The sequence below is a fragment of the Mesorhizobium sp. CAU 1732 genome, from assembly GCF_039888675.1.
Classification (GTDB): domain Bacteria; phylum Pseudomonadota; class Alphaproteobacteria; order Rhizobiales; family Rhizobiaceae; genus Aerobium.
The window spans coordinates 2,123,297-2,146,465 of record NZ_JBDQQR010000001.1 but is presented as its reverse complement, the minus strand read 5'-3'; the positions used below and the strand labels follow the sequence as shown (position 1 = coordinate 2,146,465).

The 23,169-nt window shown below is 63.8% G+C and carries 25 protein-coding genes; 12 read left to right on the top strand and 13 right to left on the bottom strand.

What is annotated here, in order from left to right; translation table 11 throughout:
- Window positions 1-3: 3 nt before the first annotated feature.
- The 5 genes from AAFN55_RS10470 to AAFN55_RS10450 all read left to right on the top strand — a co-directional run bounded on the left by AAFN55_RS10470 (window position 4) and on the right by AAFN55_RS10450 (window position 3,035).
- Window positions 4-237 (top strand): BolA family transcriptional regulator, encoded by a 234-nt coding sequence (locus AAFN55_RS10470; RefSeq protein WP_347798785.1) that lies wholly within the window; start codon window positions 4-6, stop codon window positions 235-237.
- A 10-nt stretch (window positions 238-247) separates the two neighbouring features.
- Complete coding sequence (locus AAFN55_RS10465; RefSeq protein ID WP_347798784.1) at window positions 248-991, top strand: class I SAM-dependent methyltransferase; 744 nt, start codon at window positions 248-250, stop codon at window positions 989-991.
- 103 nt (window positions 992-1,094) lie between these two features.
- The gene (grxD, locus tag AAFN55_RS10460) at window positions 1,095-1,430 is read left to right on the top strand and encodes a Grx4 family monothiol glutaredoxin (RefSeq protein ID WP_347798783.1); all 336 of its coding nucleotides are present in this window, start codon (window positions 1,095-1,097) and stop codon (window positions 1,428-1,430) included.
- Between the two features lie 96 nt (window positions 1,431-1,526).
- On the top strand, window positions 1,527-2,768 hold the full coding sequence (locus AAFN55_RS10455; protein WP_347798782.1) for a multidrug effflux MFS transporter: 1,242 nt from the start codon (window positions 1,527-1,529) through the stop codon (window positions 2,766-2,768).
- A gap of 126 nt (window positions 2,769-2,894) precedes the next feature.
- Complete coding sequence (locus tag AAFN55_RS10450) at window positions 2,895-3,035, top strand: hypothetical protein (protein WP_347798781.1); 141 nt, start codon at window positions 2,895-2,897, stop codon at window positions 3,033-3,035.
- A gap of 68 nt (window positions 3,036-3,103) precedes the next feature.
- Here AAFN55_RS10450 and ttcA read toward each other — a convergent pair whose 3' ends face one another.
- From ttcA to AAFN55_RS10430, 4 genes are all read right to left on the bottom strand, one after another.
- Complete coding sequence (gene ttcA, locus AAFN55_RS10445) at window positions 3,104-3,949, bottom strand: tRNA 2-thiocytidine(32) synthetase TtcA (protein WP_347798780.1); 846 nt, start codon at window positions 3,947-3,949, stop codon at window positions 3,104-3,106.
- A gap of 80 nt (window positions 3,950-4,029) precedes the next feature.
- A complete protein-coding gene (gene rpsD, locus AAFN55_RS10440; protein WP_347798779.1) occupies window positions 4,030-4,647 on the bottom strand; it encodes a 30S ribosomal protein S4 in 618 nt (205 codons plus the stop codon).
- A 245-nt stretch (window positions 4,648-4,892) separates the two neighbouring features.
- Window positions 4,893-5,693 (bottom strand): glutamate racemase, encoded by an 801-nt coding sequence (gene murI / locus AAFN55_RS10435; protein WP_347798778.1) that lies wholly within the window; start codon window positions 5,691-5,693, stop codon window positions 4,893-4,895.
- Window positions 5,686-6,540: an RNA methyltransferase gene (locus tag AAFN55_RS10430; RefSeq protein WP_347798777.1), complete on the bottom strand. Its 855-nt coding sequence runs from the start codon at window positions 6,538-6,540 to the stop codon at window positions 5,686-5,688. The genes murI and AAFN55_RS10430 overlap by 8 nt, the downstream gene beginning before the upstream one ends.
- Window positions 6,541-6,624: 84 nt before the next feature.
- Between AAFN55_RS10430 and AAFN55_RS10425 the strand changes: the two genes are divergently transcribed.
- Window positions 6,625-6,975, top strand: coding sequence for a TfoX/Sxy family protein (locus AAFN55_RS10425; protein ID WP_347798776.1), 351 nt, complete (start codon window positions 6,625-6,627; stop codon window positions 6,973-6,975).
- 15 nt (window positions 6,976-6,990) lie between these two features.
- Here the strand turns inward: AAFN55_RS10425 and AAFN55_RS10420 are convergent, their stop codons facing one another.
- Window positions 6,991-7,884 (bottom strand): alpha/beta hydrolase, encoded by an 894-nt coding sequence (locus AAFN55_RS10420; protein WP_347798775.1) that lies wholly within the window; start codon window positions 7,882-7,884, stop codon window positions 6,991-6,993.
- Window positions 7,885-8,030: 146 nt separating this feature from the next.
- On the opposite strand from AAFN55_RS10420, the gene AAFN55_RS10415 reads away from it, so the two are divergent.
- The 3 genes from AAFN55_RS10415 (at window position 8,031) to AAFN55_RS10405 (ending at window position 10,448) form a co-directional block, all read left to right on the top strand.
- The gene (locus AAFN55_RS10415; RefSeq protein ID WP_347798774.1) at window positions 8,031-9,242 is read left to right on the top strand and encodes an NADP-dependent isocitrate dehydrogenase; all 1,212 of its coding nucleotides are present in this window, start codon (window positions 8,031-8,033) and stop codon (window positions 9,240-9,242) included.
- A 102-nt stretch (window positions 9,243-9,344) separates the two neighbouring features.
- Window positions 9,345-9,893: a glutathione S-transferase family protein gene (locus AAFN55_RS10410; RefSeq protein ID WP_347798773.1), complete on the top strand. Its 549-nt coding sequence runs from the start codon at window positions 9,345-9,347 to the stop codon at window positions 9,891-9,893.
- 183 nt (window positions 9,894-10,076) lie between these two features.
- On the top strand, window positions 10,077-10,448 hold the full coding sequence (locus tag AAFN55_RS10405; protein ID WP_347798772.1) for a PRC-barrel domain-containing protein: 372 nt from the start codon (window positions 10,077-10,079) through the stop codon (window positions 10,446-10,448).
- 75 nt (window positions 10,449-10,523) lie between these two features.
- Here AAFN55_RS10405 and alaS read toward each other — a convergent pair whose 3' ends face one another.
- Together alaS and recA are read right to left on the bottom strand one after the other, a co-directional pair.
- Window positions 10,524-13,187, bottom strand: coding sequence for an alanine--tRNA ligase (gene alaS, locus AAFN55_RS10400; RefSeq protein WP_347798771.1), 2,664 nt, complete (start codon window positions 13,185-13,187; stop codon window positions 10,524-10,526).
- 195 nt (window positions 13,188-13,382) lie between these two features.
- Complete coding sequence (gene recA / locus AAFN55_RS10395; protein ID WP_347798770.1) at window positions 13,383-14,480, bottom strand: recombinase RecA; 1,098 nt, start codon at window positions 14,478-14,480, stop codon at window positions 13,383-13,385.
- 279 nt (window positions 14,481-14,759) lie between these two features.
- Between recA and AAFN55_RS10390 the strand changes: the two genes are divergently transcribed.
- Window positions 14,760-15,731 (top strand): carbohydrate kinase family protein, encoded by a 972-nt coding sequence (locus tag AAFN55_RS10390; protein ID WP_347798769.1) that lies wholly within the window; start codon window positions 14,760-14,762, stop codon window positions 15,729-15,731.
- A gap of 59 nt (window positions 15,732-15,790) precedes the next feature.
- On the opposite strand, the gene AAFN55_RS10385 is transcribed toward AAFN55_RS10390, so the two are convergent.
- Window positions 15,791-16,438, bottom strand: a complete 648-nt coding sequence (locus AAFN55_RS10385; RefSeq protein WP_347800234.1) for an OmpA family protein — start codon at window positions 16,436-16,438, stop codon at window positions 15,791-15,793.
- Window positions 16,439-16,789: 351 nt separating this feature from the next.
- On the opposite strand from AAFN55_RS10385, the gene AAFN55_RS10380 reads away from it, so the two are divergent.
- Entirely contained in the window at window positions 16,790-18,532 is a 1,743-nt protein-coding gene (locus tag AAFN55_RS10380) for a LuxR C-terminal-related transcriptional regulator (RefSeq protein WP_347798768.1), read from the top strand.
- Here AAFN55_RS10380 and AAFN55_RS10375 read toward each other — a convergent pair.
- Together AAFN55_RS10375 and AAFN55_RS10370 are read right to left on the bottom strand one after the other, a co-directional pair.
- Complete coding sequence (locus tag AAFN55_RS10375) at window positions 18,514-19,149, bottom strand: LysE family transporter (protein WP_347798767.1); 636 nt, start codon at window positions 19,147-19,149, stop codon at window positions 18,514-18,516. The genes AAFN55_RS10380 and AAFN55_RS10375 overlap by 19 nt on opposite strands.
- 125 nt (window positions 19,150-19,274) lie before the next feature.
- A complete protein-coding gene (locus tag AAFN55_RS10370; RefSeq protein WP_347798766.1) occupies window positions 19,275-19,862 on the bottom strand; it encodes a hypothetical protein in 588 nt (195 codons plus the stop codon).
- An 84-nt stretch (window positions 19,863-19,946) separates the two neighbouring features.
- Between AAFN55_RS10370 and AAFN55_RS10365 the strand changes: the two genes are divergently transcribed.
- Window positions 19,947-20,222: a hypothetical protein gene (locus AAFN55_RS10365; protein ID WP_347798765.1), complete on the top strand. Its 276-nt coding sequence runs from the start codon at window positions 19,947-19,949 to the stop codon at window positions 20,220-20,222.
- Between the two features lie 67 nt (window positions 20,223-20,289).
- Here AAFN55_RS10365 and AAFN55_RS10360 read toward each other — a convergent pair whose 3' ends face one another.
- The 3 genes from AAFN55_RS10360 to AAFN55_RS10350 all read right to left on the bottom strand — a co-directional run bounded on the left by AAFN55_RS10360 (window position 20,290) and on the right by AAFN55_RS10350 (window position 23,071).
- Window positions 20,290-21,504, bottom strand: coding sequence for a YeeE/YedE family protein (locus AAFN55_RS10360; RefSeq protein WP_347798764.1), 1,215 nt, complete (start codon window positions 21,502-21,504; stop codon window positions 20,290-20,292).
- Window positions 21,505-21,626: 122 nt separating this feature from the next.
- Window positions 21,627-22,547 carry a sulfurtransferase gene (locus AAFN55_RS10355; protein ID WP_347798763.1) on the bottom strand — a complete coding sequence of 307 codons (921 nt, stop codon included), beginning with the start codon at window positions 22,545-22,547 and terminating at the stop codon, window positions 21,627-21,629.
- A 245-nt stretch (window positions 22,548-22,792) separates the two neighbouring features.
- Window positions 22,793-23,071 (bottom strand): hypothetical protein, encoded by a 279-nt coding sequence (locus tag AAFN55_RS10350; protein WP_347798762.1) that lies wholly within the window; start codon window positions 23,069-23,071, stop codon window positions 22,793-22,795.
- Window positions 23,072-23,169 lie beyond the last annotated feature (98 nt).

Below are 23,169 nucleotides of genomic sequence, written 5' to 3'. Positions count from 1 at the left end.
TGCATGGCAATGGACGCGCACGACATCGAGCGTATGATCAAGGAAGGCATCCCGGATGCGGTCGTGACCATCCGGGATCTGGCCGGCGACGGCGATCACTACGCGGCTGAAGTCGTGGCGGAGAGCTTTCGCGGCAAGAGCCGGGTGCAGCAGCACCAGATGGTCTACAACGCGCTGAAGGGCAATATGGGCGGCGTCCTGCATGCGCTCGCGCTCCAGACAAGCGCGCCGGATTAGACCTCTATCGATGGCCGGGGATGAGCCGCCGGGCGTTTCGATCGCACGCAAAGCTTATGCGGCCTTCGCCGAGCGCTACGACGCGATCGCGCCGACCAAAGCCCACAACGCGCTTTACGAACGCCCCGCGACTCATGCGCTTCTGGGCGATGTCGACGGCCTCGACGTACTCGACGCGGGTTGCGGCTCGGGCATCGGAACGGAGAGGCTTGCCCGTGGCGGCGCGCGCGTGTCCGGCTTCGACATCACACCGGAAATGCTCGCGCTCGCACGCAAGCGCTGCGAAGGGCTGAATGTCGCGTTTCATGACAGCGATCTTTCGCAGCCGCTCGACTGGCTGGCGGACGAGAGCTTCGACCGGGTTCTGTCGTCGCTAGCCCTCGACTATGTGGAACATCTCCAGCCGGTGTTCAGAGAGTTCTTTCGCGTCACGCGACCTGGCGGACAGCTCGTCTTTTCGATGGGGCATCCCATGCGCGACTGGCAGGATGAGCGCGCACGCGGCGGCGGGACCTATTTCGAAACCAACCTCTGGGGCATGCATTGGGGCGGGTTCGGTGAGCCTGCCCCCTATGTTCAATCGTACCGCCGCCCGCTTGCCGAAATCGTGAACGGTCTGTCGGAATCAGGCTGGATCATCGACCGCCTCGTCGAACCGCTGCCCGACTCGGCCATGAAGAGACAGGATCCGGGGCATTTCGAAGAGCTCAGCAAAGCGCCCGCCTTCCTGTGCATACGCGCAAGGCGGCCATGATGAACAGGGCTTGATCTCGACATCGGCGACACGATCTTTTATGAGATCACAACAAACGATTTCTGTTACCGGCCTTGAACCGGCAGACGAAAGGCATCCAGCAATGAGCGAGATCAGCGGTTTCATCGAGAACGAAGTCAAGAGCAACGACGTCGTGCTCTTCATGAAGGGCACGCCGGGTTTCCCGCAGTGCGGCTTCTCGGGACAGGTCGTCCAGATTCTCGACTACATCGGCGTCGACTACAAGGGCGTCAACATCCTGACCTCGGACGAGCTTCGACAGGGCATCAAGGAATATTCGAACTGGCCGACCATCCCGCAGCTTTACGTAAAGGGTGAGTTCGTCGGCGGATGCGACATCATTCGGGAAATGTTCCAGGCTGGCGAATTGCAGGATTTCCTGGGTGAAAAGGGTGTCGCCATGCGTGGCGCCGCCTGAGGCTTTCCGCCTCCCCAACTGACGCACCGTAACAATACGCATGCGCCGGAACTCTCCGGCGCATTTTTGCCTTTTTCAGAACAGGAGTTGCCGGTCATGCAGCAGAAGACCGAGCAGCCGCAGCCTGCCGGATTGGCATTGCCGCGCGGCGAATTCATTGCGCTTGCAGCAGCCCTCATGGCGCTCAATGCGCTTGCGATCGACATCATGCTCCCCGGTCTGCAGGAGATCGGGGCGAGCCTCAACGTCGCGGACGAGAACGCACGCCAGTTCGTGATCACCGCCTATGTAGCCGGTTTCGGTATCGCGCAGCTCCTGTTCGGCCCCCTCTCCGACCGCTTCGGACGACGCGGGCCGTTGCTCATCGGCCTCGGTGTTTACGTGATCGCGGCGGCTGCCTGCGCCATCTCGCCGACCTTCGGCGCGTTGCTGGCGCTGCGTTTCGTGCAGGGGCTCGGTGCGGCGGCGACGCGTGTCATCGCCATCTCAGTCGTGCGCGACACGTTCGGCGGGCGCGCGATGGCCGAGGTCATGTCGCTTGTCTTCATGGTGTTCATGGTCATCCCGGTGATCGCGCCGGGCGCGGGACAGGTGTTGATGCTGGCCTTCGACTGGCCCTCGATCTTCCTGTTCATGGCGGGCGTCGGCCTGATCTTCACCATCTGGACTTGGGCCCGCCTCCCCGAGACGCTGCGTGAAGAGCATCGCCGCCCCTTGACCGTGCGATCGATCGTCGACGGATTCCGCATCGTTCTGACCAACAGGATCTCGATCTGCTACACGATCGCTATGACCTGCGTCTTCGGAGCGCTGTTCGGCTTCATCAACTCGTCGCAGCAGGTCTATGTCGGCATCTACGACGTGGGCAACATGTTCCCGGTCTATTTCGCGGCCGTGGCGGGACTTATGGCGGTTTCCTCATTCGCCAATTCGCGCCTCGTCGGTCGTTTCGGCATGCGGAAAATGGCGCATGGCTCGCTTCTGGGCTTTACCGCGGTAACCGGCATCGCCTTCTTTTTGTCGCTGCTGGGGCCGGTGCCGTTCTGGCTTTTCCTCGGACTGTTCGCGCTCGCGATGGTTCAGTTCGCGTGGATCGGCTCGAACTTCAATTCGCTCGCCATGGAGCCGCTGGGCCACGTCGCGGGCACCGCATCGTCCGTGCAGGGTTTCCTGCAGACGGTGGGTGGCGGCATCGTCGGTGCGCTAATCGGACAGGCCTTCAACGGCACGATCACGCCGCTCTCCGCCGGCTATTTCTTCTCAGGCATTCTGGCGCTGATCATGGTGCTCATCGCCGAGCGTGGGCAACTGTTCAAGGCTCAGAACCCGCAAATATGACGCGCGTCCCGCGATGAAGGTGATCGACGGCAACAACTGGCAGATGCCGGGCGGCTGACCCTCCTCGAGGAGGGTCAGCTCTATCTCTACGCATACTGCTCGCACAGCTTCGTGGATTATATGGTCTTGATCGCGCTCACCGAACAGGAAACGCGCGATTTCGAGAAACTGGGCCGGCCGTTTCTCGACAAGCTCGCCTACGATGTCCATTGGACCGCAACCGGCGTCATCAAGAGCCGGTCGCGCTACAAGTCCCGCAGCGCCTGATGGGTGCCCACCGCGACCGTGCCGACGCGGCCATCGAGCAGTCGTATTCCGACCATAGCGGGTCGTGATCACAAACCGGCGAAATCGAACAGCTTCGTATCCATCAGATGGCTCGGTCGTACATGGCCGAGCGCCCGGATCATGCTTTCCTTGCGTCCCGGCATCTTGCGCTCGATGTCTTCCAGCATCGTCTTCATGGCATTGCGCTGCAACCCATCCTGGCTGCCGCACAGGTCGCATGGGATGATCGGGAACTGCATCGCATCGGCAAAACGCTGCAGGTCGCCCTCGGCGCAGTAGGCCAGCGGGCGCAGGACCGTCATGTCGCCATCGTCGTTCATCAGCTTCGGCGGCATGGCCGCAAGCCTGCCACCATGGAAGAGATTGAGGAAGAACGTCTCCAGGATGTCCTCGCGGTGGTGGCCCAGCACGAGCGCCGAGCACCCCTCCTCCCGCGCGATGCGGTACAAATGTCCGCGACGCAGCCGCGAGCACAAAGAGCAGTATGTCTGCCCTTCCGGCACCTTCTCAGTCACGATCGAATAGGTGTCGCGATACTCGATCCGGTGCGGCACGCCGATCGACGTCAGATATTCCGGCAGCACGTGCTTGGGGAAATTCGGCTGGCCCTGGTCGAGATTGCAGGCAACCAGATCGACGGGCAAAAGACCGCGCCACTTCAGGTCGAGCAGGAGCGACAGGAGGCCGTAGGAATCCTTGCCGCCCGACAGTGCCACGAGCCAGCGCTGGCCGGGCACCACCATGGCAAAGTCTTCGAGCGCCTGACGGGTCTGCCGGATCAGCCGCTTGCGCAGCTTGTTGAACTCGCCCGTCTGCGGCGCGGAGCGAAGCATCGGGTGGCAGGCGTCTGATGCGGACTCGTCTACTGGATCGGGCGACACGTGGAGGTTCATGCCGTCCTCTTACAAGGGCTTGGCGCAAAGAAAAAGGCCGCGCTTCAGAAGCGCGGCCTCGATTCGGAAACCCGGGTCTATTAGCGCGAGTAGAACTCGACGACCAGGTTCGGTTCCATCTGCACGGCAAACGGAACGTCAGCCAGGCCGGGAACGCGGCCGAAGGTCGCGACCATCTTGTTGTGATCGACTTCGATGTAGTCCGGCACGTCGCGCTCTGCGAGCTGCACCGACTCCAGCACGATCACGAGCTGCTTCGACTTTTCGCGCACTTCGATCACGTCGCCCGGCTTGCAGCGGTACGAACCGATGTTCGTGCGGCGGCCGTTGACGTTGACGTGGCCGTGATTGACGAACTGACGCGCGGCGAAGATCGTCGGAACGAACTTGGCGCGGTAGACGATCGCGTCGAGGCGCGACTCGAGCAGGCCGATGAGGTTCTCCGGCGTATCGCCCTTGCGGCGATTGGCTTCCTCGTAGGTCTTGCGGAACTGCTTTTCGGAGATATCGCCGTAGTGGCCCTTCAGCTTCTGCTTGGCGCGCAACTGAATGCCGAAATCGGACAGCTTGCCCTTGCGGCGCTGGCCGTGCTGGCCGGGACCGTATTCACGCTTGTTCACCGGGGACTTCGGGCGGCCCCAGATGTTTTCGCCGAGACGGCGGTCGATCTTGTATTTCGCTGATTCGCGCTTGCTCATCGCATTCCCTTTTCAAATGACCGTCGCGGAACGACATGTTCCGGACGAAGGAAACGCGCCCTCCTCTGGCTCCCGTTTTCGAAGCCTGACAGGATATCCCACGCACGCTTTGCGGAGATGTCCACGGGACACGTTAAATATCGCCGGCGCATTTCTGCCCGACGATGGCCGTGACCTAAGTGACTGGCGCCCAGTTGTCAACAGTTGGGCCTGCCCGGAGACCGCGGCAAACTGGCTTTTCGCACCTACTTGGCAGCCGGAGCCAGCCCGAAACCTCTGGCGAGCTTCACCATCGCGGTATCGGCCCTGTCGGAGGTAAAGACCACAAGATCGGGTTTGTCCGCACCCTCACGCACCAGAGGTCGGGCCGGGCGCAGCAGAGACAAAGCGCGCCGTGCGATCGCCTCGGCGGGATCGAGCCAATCCACGGGCCACGGTGCGGTCTTGCGCATCCGGTTCACCAGAAAGGGATAGTGCGTGCAGGCGAGCACGACGATGTCCGTGCGCTTGCCGTCCTGCTCCACGAAGCACGGTGCGATCTCGGTACGCACCGCTTCCTCATCCACGAAGCCTTCGCGCATATAGGTCTCGGACAGTTGCGCCAGCCGGTCGCTGCCGACGAGGCGGACATGGCATTTGGTCGCCCACTCCCGGATGAGGTCGCGCGTGTATTGCCGCTTGACGGTGCCGGGCGTCGCCAACACCGAAACGAGGCCGGACCGCGTGCGCTCTGCGGCAGGCTTGATGGCGGGCACGGTGCCGACAAAGGGTGTGTTCGGGAAAGCCGCGCGCAGATCCGCCATGACGACCGTCGACGCGGTGTTGCAGGCGATGACCGCGATCTCCGGGTCATGTTCCTCGATCAGACGCGCGAAGAGCGACACGATACGCGCGCGCAATGCGTTCTCTTCCCACGCGCCATAGGGAAAGCCCGCATCGTCGGCGACATAGACGAAGCGGCGGTCGGGCATCAGCACGCGCGCCTCGCGAAGCACCGTCAGGCCGCCGACGCCGGAGTCGAACATCAGGATCGGGCGTTCATTCATCGGGCGTCTCGCTGTTGCGCGGCGTGGGGTGCGCCGCGGCGTCCGCCTCCGCCTTGCGCTTGGGATAGGCCGCACCGCGCGGCTCCTTGGGCGAGAAATAGTCGAGCGAGGACACGACCCCGCGCAGAACCTTGATTTCGGAAACACCGAATGCCGGGCGCGTCAGCACGGCCCGAAGGGCGTCGATCATCTTCGGCTTCTTTGCGAGCGGCCGGAAATAGCCGCGCACGGAAAGCGCTTCTTCCAGTTGGTCGAACAGCCCCTGCAGCGCCTCCTTGGGAGCAGGCTCGACCTGCGGACCCGAAAACGCCGTTTCGGTCGGCGTCTCCATGCCGGACTTCATCCACTCGTAGGACATCAACAACACCGCCTGGGCGATGTTGAGCGAGGCGAAAGCCGGATTGACCGGAAACGTCACGATCTCGTCCGCGAGCCCGACCTCCTCATTGAAAAGGCCGAAACGCTCGCGCCCGAACAGGATGCCGGTCTTCTGGTCTGCGGCGAAGCGTTCACGCAGGATGCGTCCCGCCTCGACCGGGCCGTGAACCGGCTTGAACCCGTCGCGCTCCCGTGCCGTCGTCGCAACCACATAGTTGAGGTCGGCAATCGCCTCACGCAGCGTGTCGTAAACGACCACGCCATTGATGACATGATCCGCCTTGCTGGCCGCGGCTTGCGCCTTCTCGTTCGGCCACCCGTCGCGCGGATTGACGAGGCGCAGTTCGGCCAGGCCGAAATTCGCCATGGCACGCGCCACCATGCCGATGTTCTCGCCAAGCTGCGGCTCGACCAGCACGATCGCGGGCCCTTCCTGGATCAAGCGTTTCTCGCGGGCCGTGCCTGCCATTTCATCTTTCGCCTAGCATTGCGTGTCGTGCAGTCCCTGCCATACTCGGCCGACGAAATGAAGCGCGACGTGAAAGGAGCCGGCTTGAGCGAACTCGCGACGCGCATCAGGGCGATCCTGGACGAGGACCCGAATGTGCGGGAAGTCCGCATGTTCGGCGGTCTGTGCTTCATGTTGAACGGCAACATGCTCGTCTGCACCACGAAGGATGAGAGGCTGCTTGCGCGCATCGGGCAGGCAGGGCTCGCGGACGCGCTGGCGGTGTCCGGTGTCGTGCGCATGACCATGGCGGGCCGCGAGATGAAGGATTTCGTCGTGGTCGCGCAAGACGCCATCGCCGATGACGGCGCGCTTGCCCGCTGGATCGCCGTCGCGACCCGGTATGTTGGTCCGATGCCAGCCAAGGACAAACCGGCGCGAAGAAAGACAGGCTGAGCGGGAGCGTTCGACCTACCGCGTGAGAAACGCTCGCATGGCAGCCGTGACTTGCGTGGGCTTCTCGTGCAGCAACCAATGGCTCGCGCCTGCGATATGCTCGATGGTCAGGTCGGGCGCGAACACGTCCAGCCCTTCGAGGCAGACCGGCAGGAGCGCCTGGTCGGCATCGCCCCACACGACCAGATGCGGCATCGCGACCCTGAAGGCATCGGCCGGCATGTTGAGGATCATCGCGCTGCGCACGTCTTCGCCGGGCTTCGGCACGAGGATCGGCGAGGCCCGATACCAGTTGAGCATGCCTGTCATCGCACCCGGTTGCGCCCAGGCGTCGCGATACCCACGCCGTGTCTCGTCATCCATGAAGGGCGCGGCCGAAAACCCCTCGATCATGCGCAAAAGCTTGCGATAATCGTCAGCCGACAGAAGTGCTTCGGCATCATCGGCGCGCAGGCGGTTCATGTACTGGCTGGCGGCGCGCTGCGCCTCGTCCTCGATGATCGCGCGCTGGAAGCAAACCGGGTGAACACCGTTCGCGATGACGAGATGCGTCAGGCGCTCGGGATGTGCGAATGCATAGGCGTAGGCGATCGACGCGCCCCAATCGTGGCCGGCCAGCACAAAGGGCCGTCCGGGCGAGAGGTGATCTGCCAACGATGCGAGATCGGCGACGAGGTGCTTCGCACGGTAGGCATCGACGCCACCAGGCTTGAACGACAGGTTGAAGCCGCGCTGATCGGGTGCGACGAGGAAGAAATCGTCGCAAAGCTCGGCCATCGCGTCCGCCCACGCCGCCCAATATTCCGGAAAACCGTGAAGGCATAGAACGAGCGGCTTGGACGGGTCGCCGACCGAGGCGAAATGCAGTCGTCCTGCGACCGTCTCGTGGTATGCGAAGCGAAAGCTCATGCGTGGTCACTCCTCCAGCCTGGCTGCGCCGAAATCGAGCGGCGCCAAGGGTTTGCGTCGGCCGCTCACGATGCTATAGGGGCCGCATTTCCGAAATCAATCCAGTGGGGACACCCGTTCCCGCACGCAGAAACGAGGCATTTCTCATGGCGAAGATCAAGGTGGATAATCCAGTCGTCGAGCTCGACGGCGACGAGATGACCCGCATCATCTGGCAGCTTATCAAGGACAAGCTGATCCACCCTTATCTCGACCTCGACCTGCTCTATTACGATCTCTCCGTCGAGAGCCGCGATGCGACCGACGACCAGATCACGATCGATTCGGCAAAGGCGATCCTCAAGCATGGCGTGGGCGTGAAATGCGCCACGATCACGCCGGATGAAGGCCGCGTCGAGGAATTCAAGCTCAAGAAGATGTGGAAGTCGCCCAACGGCACGATCCGCAACATCCTCGGCGGCACGATCTTCCGCGAGCCTATCATCATGAAGAACGTCCCCCGCCTGGTTCCGGGCTGGACGAAGCCGATCATCGTCGGCCGTCACGCGTTCGGCGACCAGTATCGCGCGACCGACTTCCGCTTCCCCGGCAAGGGCAAACTGACGATCAAGTTCGTCGGCGAGGACGGCCAGACGATCGAGCACGAAGTGTTCGACGCGCCCGGCTCCGGCGTCGCCATGGCGATGTACAACCTCGACGATTCGATCCGCGAATTCGCGCGCGCCTCGCTCAATTACGGCCTGCTGCGCGGCTATCCGGTCTACCTCTCGACCAAGAACACTATCCTCAAGGCCTATGACGGCCGCTTCAAGGACATCTTCCAGGAAGTCTACGAGGCCGAGTTCGAGGCGAAGTTCAAGGAAGCCAAGATCTGGTACGAGCACCGTCTGATCGACGACATGGTCGCAGCCAGCCTGAAATGGTCCGGCGGCTATGTCTGGGCCTGCAAGAACTATGACGGCGACGTGCAGTCCGACACCGTTGCGCAGGGCTTTGGCTCGCTCGGCCTGATGACCTCGGTTCTGATGACGCCGGACGGCAACACGGTCGAGGCCGAAGCAGCCCACGGCACGGTGACGCGCCACTTCCGCCAGCACCAGAAGGGTGAAGAGACCTCGACGAACTCGATCGCCTCGATCTTCGCCTGGACGCGTGGCCTTGCCCACCGCGCCAAGCTCGACGGCAACGAGGACCTGAAGAAGTTCGCCGACACGCTGGAACGCGTCTGCATCCAGACCGTCGAATCGGGCTTCATGACCAAGGATCTGGCGCTGCTTATCGGTGCCGACCAGCCCTGGCTTTCGACGACCGGTTTCCTCGACAAGATCGACGAGAACCTTCAGAAGGCCATGGCCTGACAACGACAATGAGCGGCAAGCCGCGGCTCTACGGCGCTTCCTACAGCGTCTATGTGCGCATCGCGCGGCTTGCCCTCATCGAAAAAGGCGTCGACCACGACCATGTCGCGGTCGACGTTTTTGCATCCGGCGGTCCCACCCGCCTGGTACGCCGACCTCCACCCTTTCGGGAAGATACCGGCCTTCGAGCATGGCGCGCTGCGCCTCTTCGAGACGGCCGCTATCACGCGCTATGTGGACGAGGCCTTCGACGGCCCCTCCCTCCAGCCGGTCACGCCGCCTGACCGCGCGGTGATGAACCAGATCATCGGGCTGCTCGACGCCTATGCGTATCGCGCGATGGTCTGGGACGTCTATGTCGAGCGCGTCTCGAAGCCGCGCGACGGCGTTTCGTCCGACGAGACGCGCATTGCCGCCGGCCTGCAAACGGCGGGCATCTGCCTGAGGACGCTGGCATCGCTCAAACGCGACGGACCTTGGCTTTTGGGTGACTATCTCACCCTGGCCGATCTTCATGCCGCGCCGATATTCGCTTACTTCCTCAAAGCGCCCGAGGGTCGTGCCATGCTTGCCGCACATCCGCCGCTGGAAACCTGGTGGACATCTGTCGTGAGATTGCCCGGCTTCCTCGCAAGCGAACCGGACGGGTGAAACTCGATATCGAACGGCTAGCCGTCGTGACGATCGCCGGCTTTCTGATCTCGCTCACGGTCGCCTATTCGACGGCGAAAGGCTGATGCTGCGATAATGCGACGCGGAGGACGGTTTCTCCGACGGCTTTGAGAACGATCTTCCCCTTGATGCGTTGTTCGGCACCCAATCAAGGAGCTAACCATGACATCAAAGACATTCACCATCGCCGCAGGTCTCATCTCCGCTTCGCTCCTCGGCACCGCCGCATTCGCGCAGACCGCGTGGGTCGAGGTCGATGACCAGGCGATAGTTGCCCCGTTCGAAGCCAACGCCGACACAGTCGATGATTGGGACGTCCATGCAGCCGACGGAACAAAGATCGGCGAGATCGAGGAAGTCGTGGGCACCGACGCGCAGACCGCGACCGCGCTGGTCGTCGATTTCGACGGCAAGGGCGGATATCAGGACAGGGACGTCGTCATCCCGCTGGACCAGTTCACCTGGAGCGAGAACCGGCTGGTTCTCAACGCCGACGTAGCGGCAGTCGATGCGATGGAAGCCTATAACGACTGATCAAGCCCGGTCTGATGACCGTAGCAACCCTTCTGTTTCCATGACTGCTGCGCGCCTGCCCAGACGGCGTATGTCTCAGGCAGCAAGCGCCGCCTTGACGGCAGCAATCGCCTCATTCGCCTTGGACGCATCCGGCCCGCCGGCCTGCGCCATGTCCGGCCGTCCGCCGCCGCCCTGCCCGCCGATTGCAGCGGATGCAGCGCGCACGAGATCGACTGCCGAGAATGTCTGCGTGAGGTCGTCGGTGACCGCAACCACGACGCTGGCCTTGCCGTCGTCTGAAGTTCCGACGAACACGACCACGCCCGAACCGAGCGACTTCTTGCCGTCGTCGGCAAGCGACTTCAGGTCCTTCGGGGACACGCCCGACACGACGCGGCCCAGGAATCCGACGCTTCCGACGGTCTCCCCTTCGGCTGCTGCGGATGGGCCTGAGCCTCCGCCCAGCGCCAGCTTCTTGCGGGCATCGGTCAGTTCGCGTTCCATTTTCTTGCGTTCATCCAGCAGCGCCTCGACGCGTGAGACGACATCTGCGGGCGCAACCTTCAGCGCCGCCGCAGCAGCCTTGAGGCGACGGTCCTGCTCATCCATGTGACGGCGCGCCGCATCGCCGGTCAGCGCCTCGATGCGCCGCACGCCTGACGCGACCGCGCCCTCCGATACGAGCCGCACCAGACCGATATCGCCGGTCGCCGAGACATGCGTGCCGCCGCACAGCTCGACCGAATACGGTTTGCCGGCCTTGTCGCCATGCAGTGCGGTGCCCATGCGAACCACGCGTACCTCGTCGCCATACTTCTCGCCGAACAGCGCCATTGCGCCCTCGGCGATCGCGTCGTCCACGGCCATAAGGCGCGTGGTAACAGGCTGGTTCTGCAAAATGATCTCGTTGGCGATGGCCTCGATGCGATCCAGTTTCTCGGGAGCGATCGACTTGGTGTGCGAAAAGTCGAACCGCAGCCGCTCGGGCGCGACGAGCGAACCCTTCTGCGCGACATGTGTGCCGAGCACCTCGCGCAACGCCTCGTGAACGAGGTGGGTCGCCGAATGGTTTGCGCGGATCTTGGCGCGGCGCGCGTGGTCAACCTTGAGCTCGACCGCAACGCCGGTCTTCAGCGTGCCCGACAGCACCGTGCCGGAATGGACGAAGACGCCATCAGCCTTTTTCTGCGTGTCGGTGATCTCTACCGAAAAGCCCTCGCCGGACATCGTGCCCCGGTCGCCGACCTGGCCACCGGATTCGCCGTAGAACGGCGTCTGGTTGACGACGATCGCGACCGTATCGCCCGCTGCCGCCTCGTCGACCAACGCGCCGTCGCGCACGAGCGCGGTGACCACCCCCTCGGCGGTCTCCGTCTCGTAGCCCAGGAACTCCGTCACGCCGACCTTGTCGCGCACCGAGAACCAGACGGTCTCCGTTGCCGCTTCACCGGAGCCGGCCCAGTTGGCGCGTGCTTCCGCCTTCTGGCGCTGCATGGCCGTATCGAAGCCATCGAGATCGACAGCGATGCCGCGCTGGCGCAACGCGTCCTGCGTCAGATCGAGCGGGAAGCCATAGGTGTCGTAGAGCTTGAACGCGGTCTCGCCGTCGAGGCGTTCGCCCTCGCCCAGCGTTTCGGTCGCATCCGACAAAAGGCCGAGGCCGCGTGCCAACGTCTTGCGAAAGCGGCGCTCCTCCAGTTCCAGCGTCTCGGTGATCATGGCCTGGCCGCGAACCAGTTCCGGATAGGCTTGTCCCATCTCCCGCACGAGAGCCGGCACAAGGCGGTGCATCAGCGGATCGGCCGCCCCCAGAAGCTGCGCATGGCGCATGGCGCGGCGCATGATGCGACGCAGCACGTAGCCTCGGCCCTCGTTCGACGGAAGCACGCCATCCGCGATCAGGAAGCTCGATGCCCGCAGATGGTCCGCTATCACACGGTGGCTCGCGCGGTTCTTGCCTTCGGCCGGCACGCCCGTCGCCTCGACCGACGCGCGGATCAGCGCCTTGAAGAGATCGATGTCGTAGTTGTCGTGTACGCCCTGGAGAACGGCCGCGACACGCTCGAGACCCATGCCCGTATCGATGGACGGCCTCGGAAGATCGATGCGTTGATCCTTCGACAGTTGCTCGAACTGCATGAAGACGAGGTTCCAGATCTCGATGAACCGATCGCCGTCCTCGTCGGGGCTGCCGGGAGGACCGCCGGGGATGCCTTCGCCGTGATCGTAGAAGATTTCGGAGCACGGGCCGCATGGACCCGTGTCACCCATCGCCCAGAAATTGTCGCTGGTCGCGATGCGGATGATGCGGTCGTCGGGAAGACCGGCGATCTTGCGCCAGTATTCGGCCGCGTCCTCGTCGGTGTGATAGACGGTGACCAGAAGACGGTTCTTGTCGAGCCCGAACTCCTTGGTGATCAGGTTCCAGGCGAGTTCGATCGCGACGTCCTTGAAATAGTCGCCGAACGAGAAATTGCCGAGCATCTCGAAGAAGGTGTGATGACGCGCGGTGTAGCCGACATTGTCGAGATCGTTGTGCTTCCCGCCGGCGCGCACGCATTTCTGCGAGGTCGCGGCGCGCGAATAGGGACGGGTTTCAAGCCCGGTGAAGACGTTTTTGAACTGCACCATGCCCGCATTGGTGAACATCAGCGTCGGATCGTTGCGCGGCACGAGCGGGCTCGAGGCGACGGCCTCATGTCCGTTCCTGCGGAAGTAGTCGAGAAAAGCCGACCGGATCTCGTTGACGCCACTCATTCTGCAAGCCTTTGTGAAGGAACCGCGGACCCTCGGACATGAGGGGAAACGCCTTTTAACGTTGCGAAATTGCCCTGTCCAGAAATCCCGTCATCGCGGCGAAGCAACAAAAACAAAGGCTGCCGGGTTATCCCGACAGCCGCGTAATTCCCAATTCGAAACCAAGCCGGGATATGATCCCGGCAGCCTGGCCGACTACATGCCCGAGGCTTCGTCCATGTCTCCGCCGTCCTGATCGCCCGGACCGCCGTTTTCCAAAAAGCGCTCTGCGATCAGACCGGCGTTCTGGCGGATTGCCAGTTCGATTTCGAGCGCGGTTTCAGGATTGTCACGCAGGAACTGCTTCGCATTCTCGCGACCCTGGCCGAGGCGCTGCGAATTGTAGGAGAACCAGGCGCCCGACTTCTCGACGATGCCCGACTTGACGCCGAGATCGACCAATTCGCCAGTCTTGGAAACGCCCTCGCCATACATGATGTCGAACTCGACCTGCTTGAAGGGCGGCGCAAGCTTGTTCTTGACGACCTTGACGCGTGTCTGGTTGCCGACCACCTCGTCGCGATCCTTCACGGCACCGATGCGGCGGATATCGAGACGCACGGACGCATAGAACTTCAACGCGTTGCCGCCGGTCGTCGTTTCGGGAGAGCCGAACATCACGCCGATCTTCATGCGGATCTGGTTGATGAAGATGACCATGCAGTTGGAGCGCGAGATCGAGGCCGTGAGCTTCCTCAGCGCCTGGCTCATGAGACGTGCCTGAAGGCCGGGCAAGGAATCGCCCATCTCGCCCTCGATTTCCGCGCGCGGCGTCAGTGCGGCAACCGAATCCACCACCAGCACGTCGATCGCGCCGGACCGGACGAGCGTGTCACAGATCTCGAGAGCCTGCTCGCCCGTATCGGGCTGCGAAATCAGGAGGTTTTCCAGATCGACACCGAGCTTGCGGGCATAGACCGGATCGAGCGCATGTTCAGCATCGACGAAGGCGCAGATGCCGCCCTTCTTCTGCGCTTCTGCAACCGTGTGCAGCGCGAGCGTCGTCTTGCCGGAGCTTTCCGGGCCGTAAATCTCGACGATGCGTCCCTTGGGGAGTCCGCCCACGCCCAGTGCGATGTCCAGCCCGAGCGATCCGGTCGGGATCGTCTCGATCTCGACGACCTGCTCATTGGCGCCGAGCCGCATGATCGAGCCCTTGCCGAAAGCGCGCTCGATCTGGGAGAGCGCCGCATCCAGAGCCTTTGATTTGTCCACCGATCCGTCCTCAACAAGCCGTAGTGAATTTTGTGCCATGATACCTTACCCCTTGGTCGTGAGCGAAGCCGGACTGTCCTCATGTCCCTTGATTTTTTGTACCTTTTTTGTTCTCATTTTGCAAGAGCGACTATCTATCTGTAATTGCTGTATTATCCAAAAAATGTTCTATTTTTGTTTCGACGCGGGATCACTATTCACGTCAACGCCGCGGGGTTCCTCGCGCACGCTTTGCGGTGCGTTCGGCGCGAATCGCTTGCGCACGGCCAGCCGTCACCCTAGCGTGATCCATCCTCCTCAATACAGCGCCTCTCCTCCATGCCCCGTCCAACGCTTCTCGCCATTGGTGCCGCCCATATCGACCGGCGCGGCATCATGGCTTCGACCTACATCCCCGCGGCGTCGAACCCCGGCACCATGCGCGAGGAGATCGGCGGCGGGGCGTTCAACGCGCTACGCAATGCCGTGCGGCACGGCGCGTCAGGCGCGATGCTGTCGCTGCGGGGCGGAGACGTTGCCGGAGACGCGGTCGCCCGCGCGCTCTCGGAGGCGGGCATCACCGATCTGAGCGCCGTCTTCCTCGACAGGACGACACCAAGCTATACGGCTCTGCTCGATGCGGATGGCGAATTGATCGCCGGCTTCGCCGATATGGGGCTCTACGATCTCGCCTTCGAGAAACAGATCAGACGCCGGCAGTTGCGTGACGCTATCGCGGCAGCGGATGCGATCCTGTGTGATGCAAACATGCCCGCGCCAGCGATCGAACGCCTCGCCGGCCTGGCAAACGGCCGGCCCATCTATGCGATCGCGATCTCGCCTGCCAAGGTGGTGCGCCTGCGCGGTGCGCTCACGCGCCTTTCGTGCCTGTTCATGAATGCACGGGAGGCGCGGACACTGGCCTCGCTTCCCCCAACCGCCGAGCCCATCGAGGCAGCACGCATGCTCGCCCAGGCGGGCCTTGCGCGCGGCGTCGTCACGTCCGGCGGATCGCCCCTGATCGGCTTCGATGATGACGGCATCTTCACGATTGCGCCGCCCGCACCCGCATCCGTTGCCGACGTCACCGGCGCGGGCGATGCGATCGCGGGCGTGACGATCGCCCATCTCATGGCGGGCGTGCCTTTTCGCGAGGCGGTTCGGCGCGGCATGGCAGGAGCAAAGCTTACGGTGGAGAGCCAATCGGTGGTCGCCACCTATGAAGATTCGACCTTCGAAGCCGCGCTGGCGCTCGTGGGTGACGTGAAGGCGCATGAAGCCGGATTCGGAAACGACACCGGCACGCCATAAGAAAAGGGCGCGTCGTATGACGCGCCCTGCCCGTTTGCTCGTCGTCTGAAACGACCGGTTCAGGTCACCGGCGAGAGATAGATTTCGACGCGGCGGTTCTGCGCGCGACCGTCCTCGGTTGCGTTGCTGGCGATCGGCCGCGTATCGCCAAAGCCGTTGATCGCAAAGCGGCGGCCATCGACGCCCTGCGTCGACAGGTAGTTGGCGACCGACGTCGCGCGGCGCTGCGAGAGGCCCATATTGTAGCCTGCGCTGCCCGTGGAATCGGTGTGGCCGTTGATGTCGACGAAGGTACGATTGTACTTCTTGAGCACCAGCCCGACCGCGTTCAGCGTCTGGTAGAAGGCCGGAATCACCTGGTCCTGGTCCGTCGCGAATGTGACGTTGGACGGCATGTTGAGCACGATCTGGTCGCCGTTGCGGGTGACCGAGACCCCCGTGCCCTGCAGATAGCCGCGCAATTCGGCCTCCTGCTGATCCATGTAGCCGCCGATCGCGCCGCCGGCGAGCGCGCCGATGCCAGCGCCGATCAGCGCGTTTCGGCGGTCGTCGCCGCCTGCAAGCAGGCCGAGGCCCGCACCAGCCGCCGCGCCGAGTCCCGCACCCATGGCGGTGTTGCCGATCTTCTGCTGTCCCGTGTAGGGATCGGTGGTGCAGCCTGCCAGAAGTGCAGCGGCGGCAGCGGCAATCATCGCCTTTTTCATCATCATCTGGAAATCCTCTCCTCAGCTATCCGATCAAATCGGTCGGTCGGTCAGTCAGCGCCCCTAAGCTCGACCGCTTAAGGCGAATCGCCGTCTTGGGCAACCGTCGCACGGCATTTCAAGACACCGGGACCGGCCTCGATCCAGATCGAGGGGAAGTAATCATGCGGGCGGCACGGCACATGTGACGCTACGGAACCGAGTTTTCTTGGAATGACTTGATTGCAGCATTCCGATGGTACAACCTGCAACCTGAAGGGGCGCAACCCAACCTTACGCATGCCAATCGCTCGGGAGAGGCAGCGCCCCGGATTTCATGGCATTCAGCGCATTGATGTGGCGAGGATTCCCACGTTGTCGGACCGTGACGAGACGTCCCAGATCATAGATCGCATCTACGACGTTGCTGTCGACCCCATTCGTTTCGAAGAAATGATGGACGTCTGGGATCGGCGCCTCTCCACCTACCGGCTCGGCCTGCGCGAAGACGAGACGCCGATTTTCGTCGATGAGGCGATCGAAGCCCATCTGCAACGCGCCGATATCTTCCTCGAACGGCTCGACCAGACCGGCGATGAGCCGGCCGAATTGCTCTTCGCAGCGGAAAACAAGGCGTCCCTCATCGTCGACGCGACCATGCGGATCGCCCGCGCCAATCCGATCGCGGAATCCGGGCTCGGGGTGAAGTCGGGCGACCGGCTCTCGCGGCTCCCCCTCGACGAACACGATCTGAACGCCTTGCAGAGTTCGGTCCGCAAGCTTCTGGTGCAGCGCGAACAGCCGCCGATGCTGCTGCGCTTCACCTCGCAGACGACGCAGCGGTCGATCGTGTTTCACCTGTCGCGTCAGCAATCCTCTGCGGGTGAAACGCAAATCCTCGTCCGCACGACGGAACTCGGCTGGCCGTCGCATCTTTCGAGCGCGATCCGCGACGCCTTCGGCCTCACGGCGGCGGAGGTTGAGGTCGTCAAGGCACTGGTGGAAGGCCGGTCGGTGAAGGAGATCGCGACCGAGCGCGACCGGTCGTTCGCCACCGTGCGGACCCAGATCAGCGCGATCCTCGCCAAGACCGAGACGCATTCACAGGCAGAGCTGATCCGCATCACGCTCGGCCTCATGGACGTGATCGGCGCGACGGTGGAGCCGCCGCCCGACAGTGGGGACGAGGACACCGTGCTTCCGATCCCGTTCCAGACGATGAAACGGCCGGACGGCCGGCGGTTCGATTTCATCGAGTTCGGCGCGAAAGACGGCTGGGCCTGCCTCTATCTGCCGATGGATTACGGAATGATCCGCTGGCCACGGTCCGCCGAACTGGCCGCCGAAGCGATGGGTATGCGGGTCATCTCGCCGGTGCGCGCGGGATACGGGCATTCGACGCCATTGTCGGCCAACGCCGATTACCGGCTGGAGACGGCGCGTGACCTTCTGGCGCTGCTCGATCATTGCGGCGTCGAGCGCTGCGCGGTGATCGCGCTGACCGCCGATCTGCGTCACGCCATGCAGCTTGCGACGCTGGCGCCCGATCGCGTCGCGTTCATCATGGGGTGCTCGGCCGCACTGCCGGTCATCAATGCGGAGCAGTATGAGCGGATGCACAAATGGCATCGCTTCGTGCTCGCGAATGCGCGCTACGCACCGCAGATCCTGCCCTTCATCAACAAGGCCGGCTTCGCCTTCGCCAAGCAGATCGGCAAGGAGCGCTTCTTCCGCTCGGTCAATGCCGGGTCACCGTCCGATCTGCGCACCTTCTCGATCCCGGAAATTCGCGATGCCATTCTGGTCGGCTCCGATGTGTGCCTGAGCAAGGCGCATTCGGCGCATCAGGCGTTCGCCCGCGAGGTGATCGACGGCGAGCGCAACTGGAGCATGCTGGTGCGGGAATGCCCGGTGCCGGTGCGGCTTTTGCAGGGCGCGGAGGATCCGCAGACCCCGGCCGAGACGGTGCGCGAACTGATCGTCGAGTTTCCGCATCTCGACATCGAGATCGTCGAGAATGCGGGGCAGCTCCTGTTCTTCCAGGAATGGCCGCGCGTTCTGGCCGAAGTCGACGCGATGTTCCACGGCCGTCCCATCCCTCAGCCGCCAGCACCCTGAAGCGTCGCGATCGCGATCGCGACCATGAACACGCCTGCGCCTGCCTGGACAGGCTTGGTGATGCGCGACGAGATCGAGCGCGCCATGGCGGACGAGACAGCGAGGCCGACGAGGCTGAACCAGCCCAGCGCCATGACGAAGACCCCGATCGGCAGCATGACGCGCGACTGGGCGAGCGCCTCGGCAGGCACGCTCAGAACGACGCTGGTGAAGAAGGCGAGGCTGATGGGATTGGTCAGCGCTGCGAGAAGGCCTAAGACGAAGCACGCCGTGCCGGTGCCGCGCGCGCGTGCCGCCGCGATGCCGTTTATCGGCAGGACCGCCCGCCGGATGGTGTTGGCGCCGACGATCAGAAGCGTCGCGGCGAACATCAGTTCGCCGGCGATCGACAGCGCCGGAACCGATGCGAGTTGGGCGCGCGCCTGGAAAACCCCGAGAATCAGCAATGCAGTGCCGATCGCCACGCCGAAAGCGGCCGCGCCGGCGCAGCGTCGCGCGCCCCTCATGCCGGCACTCGAGACCGCGAGCATGCTTGGCCCCGGCACGATTAGCAACGCGCCGTATCCTGCCACGAAGGGAAGCATGCCCACGGGCATCGCTTCGACGAAAAACTGCATGTGAGGCCTCCACCATTCCATGCCGCATGGAACGTGGAGCGAGAATGACGGCTCCTTGCGGCGCACGCGTCATGCATATGATGTAGCGGGACGGGAATTTTTCTGCGCGTGGCGCGGAGCTGTCCTTACCGCGCGGGCGGGCGGAACTCCGACGTCACCTCCAGCGTGCGGTCCTCGCGGACTGGTGTACCCGCCGGACTCTCGTGCGCTTCCAGCGTTGCGTCACGGGCGCGGATGAGGTCTTCGATTTCGTCCTCATAGGCCGAGAAGATCGCGGTGAGCCAGCGGTTCACCAGATAGGACGGGCGCGGCATCTGGATATCGAAGCGCGCCAGGAGCGCGATCGTGGCGTCCGCCTCCAGCCAGTCGTCGCCCACGACCCACTGGTTGACAGTGAACAGCCGCACGACCTTGCCATACGCATCGACGCCGACCGCCGCCAGATGATGGATCGGACCGGTCGGGCCATCGGGCCGCACGAAGCAGTGGAAATGGCCGTGCTCCGCCGCACCCTCCTCGGCAGGGTGACAATGGTAGAACCACTGCGCCCCGGACGCGGCATCGTAAACGTCACCCTGAGGATAGTGATCCCACGCGACGATCGCGTCCGTGTCGCGAAATGTCTCCGACAGGACGTTCAGGCCGGCTTTGGCCAGAACGTCCTCGCAAAACGCGATCTCGCGAAAAGCGTGGCTCTTCGCGTCGTCGCTCATCCGCCGCTTCCCTGTGCGGGCATCGGCGCGGGCGGCGGAGGCGGTGGCAGCTTGGGCTTGGCCGGCGGGGGCGGAGGCGGAAGTTTGGCCGGCTGTTCGGCTGCGGCAGGAGGTGCTGCCGGTGGCGGTGGCGGCGCGAGATTCGGAGGAGCAGCGGCGCATGGCGCACCGGCAGAGCAAGGTGCTGCAGCAGGCGGCGGCGGGGGTGGCGCAAGCGTCGGGCTGCCCGCCGCGCATGGTGCCGTCGCAGGTGCGGCAGCGCAGGGTGCTGCCGCGGCACAAGGCGCACCGGCGGCGCAGGGGGCGGCTCCGGCTGACGGTGCGGCCTGCGTCGCCGCGCGCGGCACCGGATGCGTGTAGTGATCGACGGCGACCGCGGCGGTTGCGGCGGCGAGGGCCGCGCCGAAGAGAAGCGTGTTGCGAGCCGTCATTTTCTGGCCAACCCGTCGAGACCGAAGAACGGGCGTGCCCAGATGCCGGCGAACGAGCCGACGAAGGCCGACGCGAACCACAGCCAGCCATGCAGGCTGCCCGACGCTATGCCCGAAAACAGCGCGCCGATGTTGCAGCCGAAGGAAAGCCGCGCACCGTAGCCCATCAGGATGCCGCCGATCGCAGCCGCCAGCATCGACGCGAACGGCACCTTAACCTTCGGGGCGAATTTGCCGGCCAGGCTTGCGGCAAGTCCGGCGCCGAGGATGATGCCGAAATTCATCACCGAGGTGATGTCGGCCAAAACGCTCGACGACAGCGCCTTTTGCGGGCCGGGCCAGGTCCAGAACGCCCAGGTTTCGACAGGAATTCCGACAACCTGCGCCGCCTTCGCGCCCCACAGGCCGAAGCCGAACGTCACCGACCATGGATGACCTGCAAGCAGAAGCGTCACGATGTTGAGGAGCGCCAGCGCAACGCCTGCTCCCACCAGCGGCCACGGGCCATACAGGAGCCAGCTCCAGCCGGGGCGGCGCGGGCCGGGCTCGGTCTCGAGATCGCCATGCGCGCGACGCTCGATAAGCGCGCTGACGAGCGCGACGAGGCCGAGGCCGGCGATCGTCGCCAGCACGGCTGCCGGAACGCCGAGTTCCTGACCGATGTTGATTGCGGGCAGCGCCGGCTGATCGAGCCACCACGGCAGATGGGCCGTGCCGATGACGGCGCCCACGATGAAGAAGGCGAGCGTCACCAGCATGCGCGACGAGCCGCCGCCGACCGTGAACAGCGTGCCGGAGCCGCAGCCGCCGCCGAGTTGCATGCCGAGGCCGAAGATTGCCGCGCCGACCAGGACGGACACACCGACCGGCGCCATCGCACCGACCAGCGGCTGACCGCCGAGGTTGCCCGCCGCAAGCAACGGCATCATCGCGACGGCCGCAACGCCGATCATCAGCATCTGGGCACGAATACCCCTGCCCCGGCGTTCGACGACCATGCGCCGCCAGCCACCGGTGAAGCCGAACGAGCCGTGATAGAGTGCAGCGCCCAAGAGCCCGCCGACGAGGAAGAGCGCGGCCTGCCGCAAATCGATCAGGCCGGCGATTGCAAGGGAGCCCAGCATCAGCGCGCCGCCCGCGACAACCGCAGGCGCGCGGTCGATGGACACCGCAGGAAGGTAGTTCGGTCGCTCGGATGTTACGTCACTCATGTCGATGATGCTCGGCCGCGTCGGCGTGTCGATACGCCGGTCTCAAAAAAGCGGATGTCCGGAACGATCCGGACATCCGTGGGTCGATGTTTGGCGCAACCGGCAAAGGTTGCAAGCGGGCATCATGTGCCCGAGCGGTTTTCCACCGGGCGCGCGGGGTCTGCCGCCCATTCAGCCATCGAGCCGTCATACATGCGGGTGTTCTTGTTGCCGAGAACCTCGCTCAGGCCGAACCAGGCGATCGACGCCCAATGGCCCGTGTTGCAGAAGGCGATGTTGTCTTCGTCGTCGGCAAGGCCGACGGCCTCGGAGAGCGCCTTGACGGTCTCCGGCGTCGCGAAAGTGGCGTATTCACCGCTGTAGAGCTTGCTGTGCTCGATGTTGACCGCGCCGGGAATCGTGCCCTCGATGCGGACGACCGGGCTCTTCGACTTGCCCTCGAACTGCTCTGCGGGACGCCCGTCGATCAGCTTGGTGCCTGCGTCGAGCGCCGCCTGGACGTCTTCGGTCGTGGCGCGAAGCTCGTCCTGGAGCTCGTAGGTGAATTCCACCGGCTCAGGCTTCGCGCGCTCGGCCGAGCGCTCACCACCGGCCGCATCGAACTGGCGCCAGCCGCCGTCCAGAATGGAGACATTCTCATGGCCGAGATATTTGAACGTCCAGTAGACGCGGGTCGCGCCGCCGAATTCCGACGAATCCGTGCCCCAGGGCACGATCACGACGTGATCGTCATTGTCGATGCCGAGGCCGCCGATCAGCGCGGTGATCTGTTCGAGCGGGGGAAGCTGGCCCGGCACGCCATCGACCTCGGTGCGCCAGCCGGCGCTCGCATAGGGCGCGACGACCGCGTTGGCGATGTAGGGCGCGTCGCCGAGATCGGTCTCGTCGATCTTGTCGCGGATATCGAGGATCACGACGTTTTCGTCACCGGCATGGGTCTTGACCCACTCCGCGTTGACCAGCGGCTGCGCCGCCTCGTCCTGGGCGAAAACCGGTGTCGCGAAGCCGATCGCGAGCGCGAATGTGAGAGGCGCGATGCGCATGGGACACTCCTGTTGAAACGTGGGTGATTTGTATCCCCACCAGCCGTCCCGGTCAGCATATGCCAGTGTGGCCGATCGAGATGAGGCGAAACATTATGCCTCGGAAGACGGCTTTTCTGGAACGTCATTCTTGCACGCTTGCTCTCGATCGATCCAGACAGGAAACGATGCCGGGCGGCGCAACGAAAAGGGCGACTCGCAGATCGCGAGGCGCCCTTGATACATGCCGGTAGTAGCGGGAGGTCCTACTTCGCTTTTGCAGCGACAGCCTTTTTCGTGGCGGCTTTCTTGGTCGCAGGCTTCTTGGCGGCGATCTTCTTCATCGGCTTGGCGGCAGCAGCGGCGGCGGCATCGATTTCCTCGATGGCCAGTCGCGCGGCACGCAGCTTTGCGGTCTTCGCCTCTCGGCGCGACACCTCGTCGTCGAGGATCGCGCGGGCGGCGGCGGTCGTCGTATCGGCCTTGGATTCGGATTTGGAGCGTGATGGCTTGAAGAGTGCAGCCTCTGTAATCGTGTCGCTCATCGGTTTCTCCTTTTCACTCAGCTAGTGCACGCAACCTGCCGGCTCTCTCAGCGCATATTAGCAGATCGCGAATAGCTTGCATCATCAGGTCGGACAGA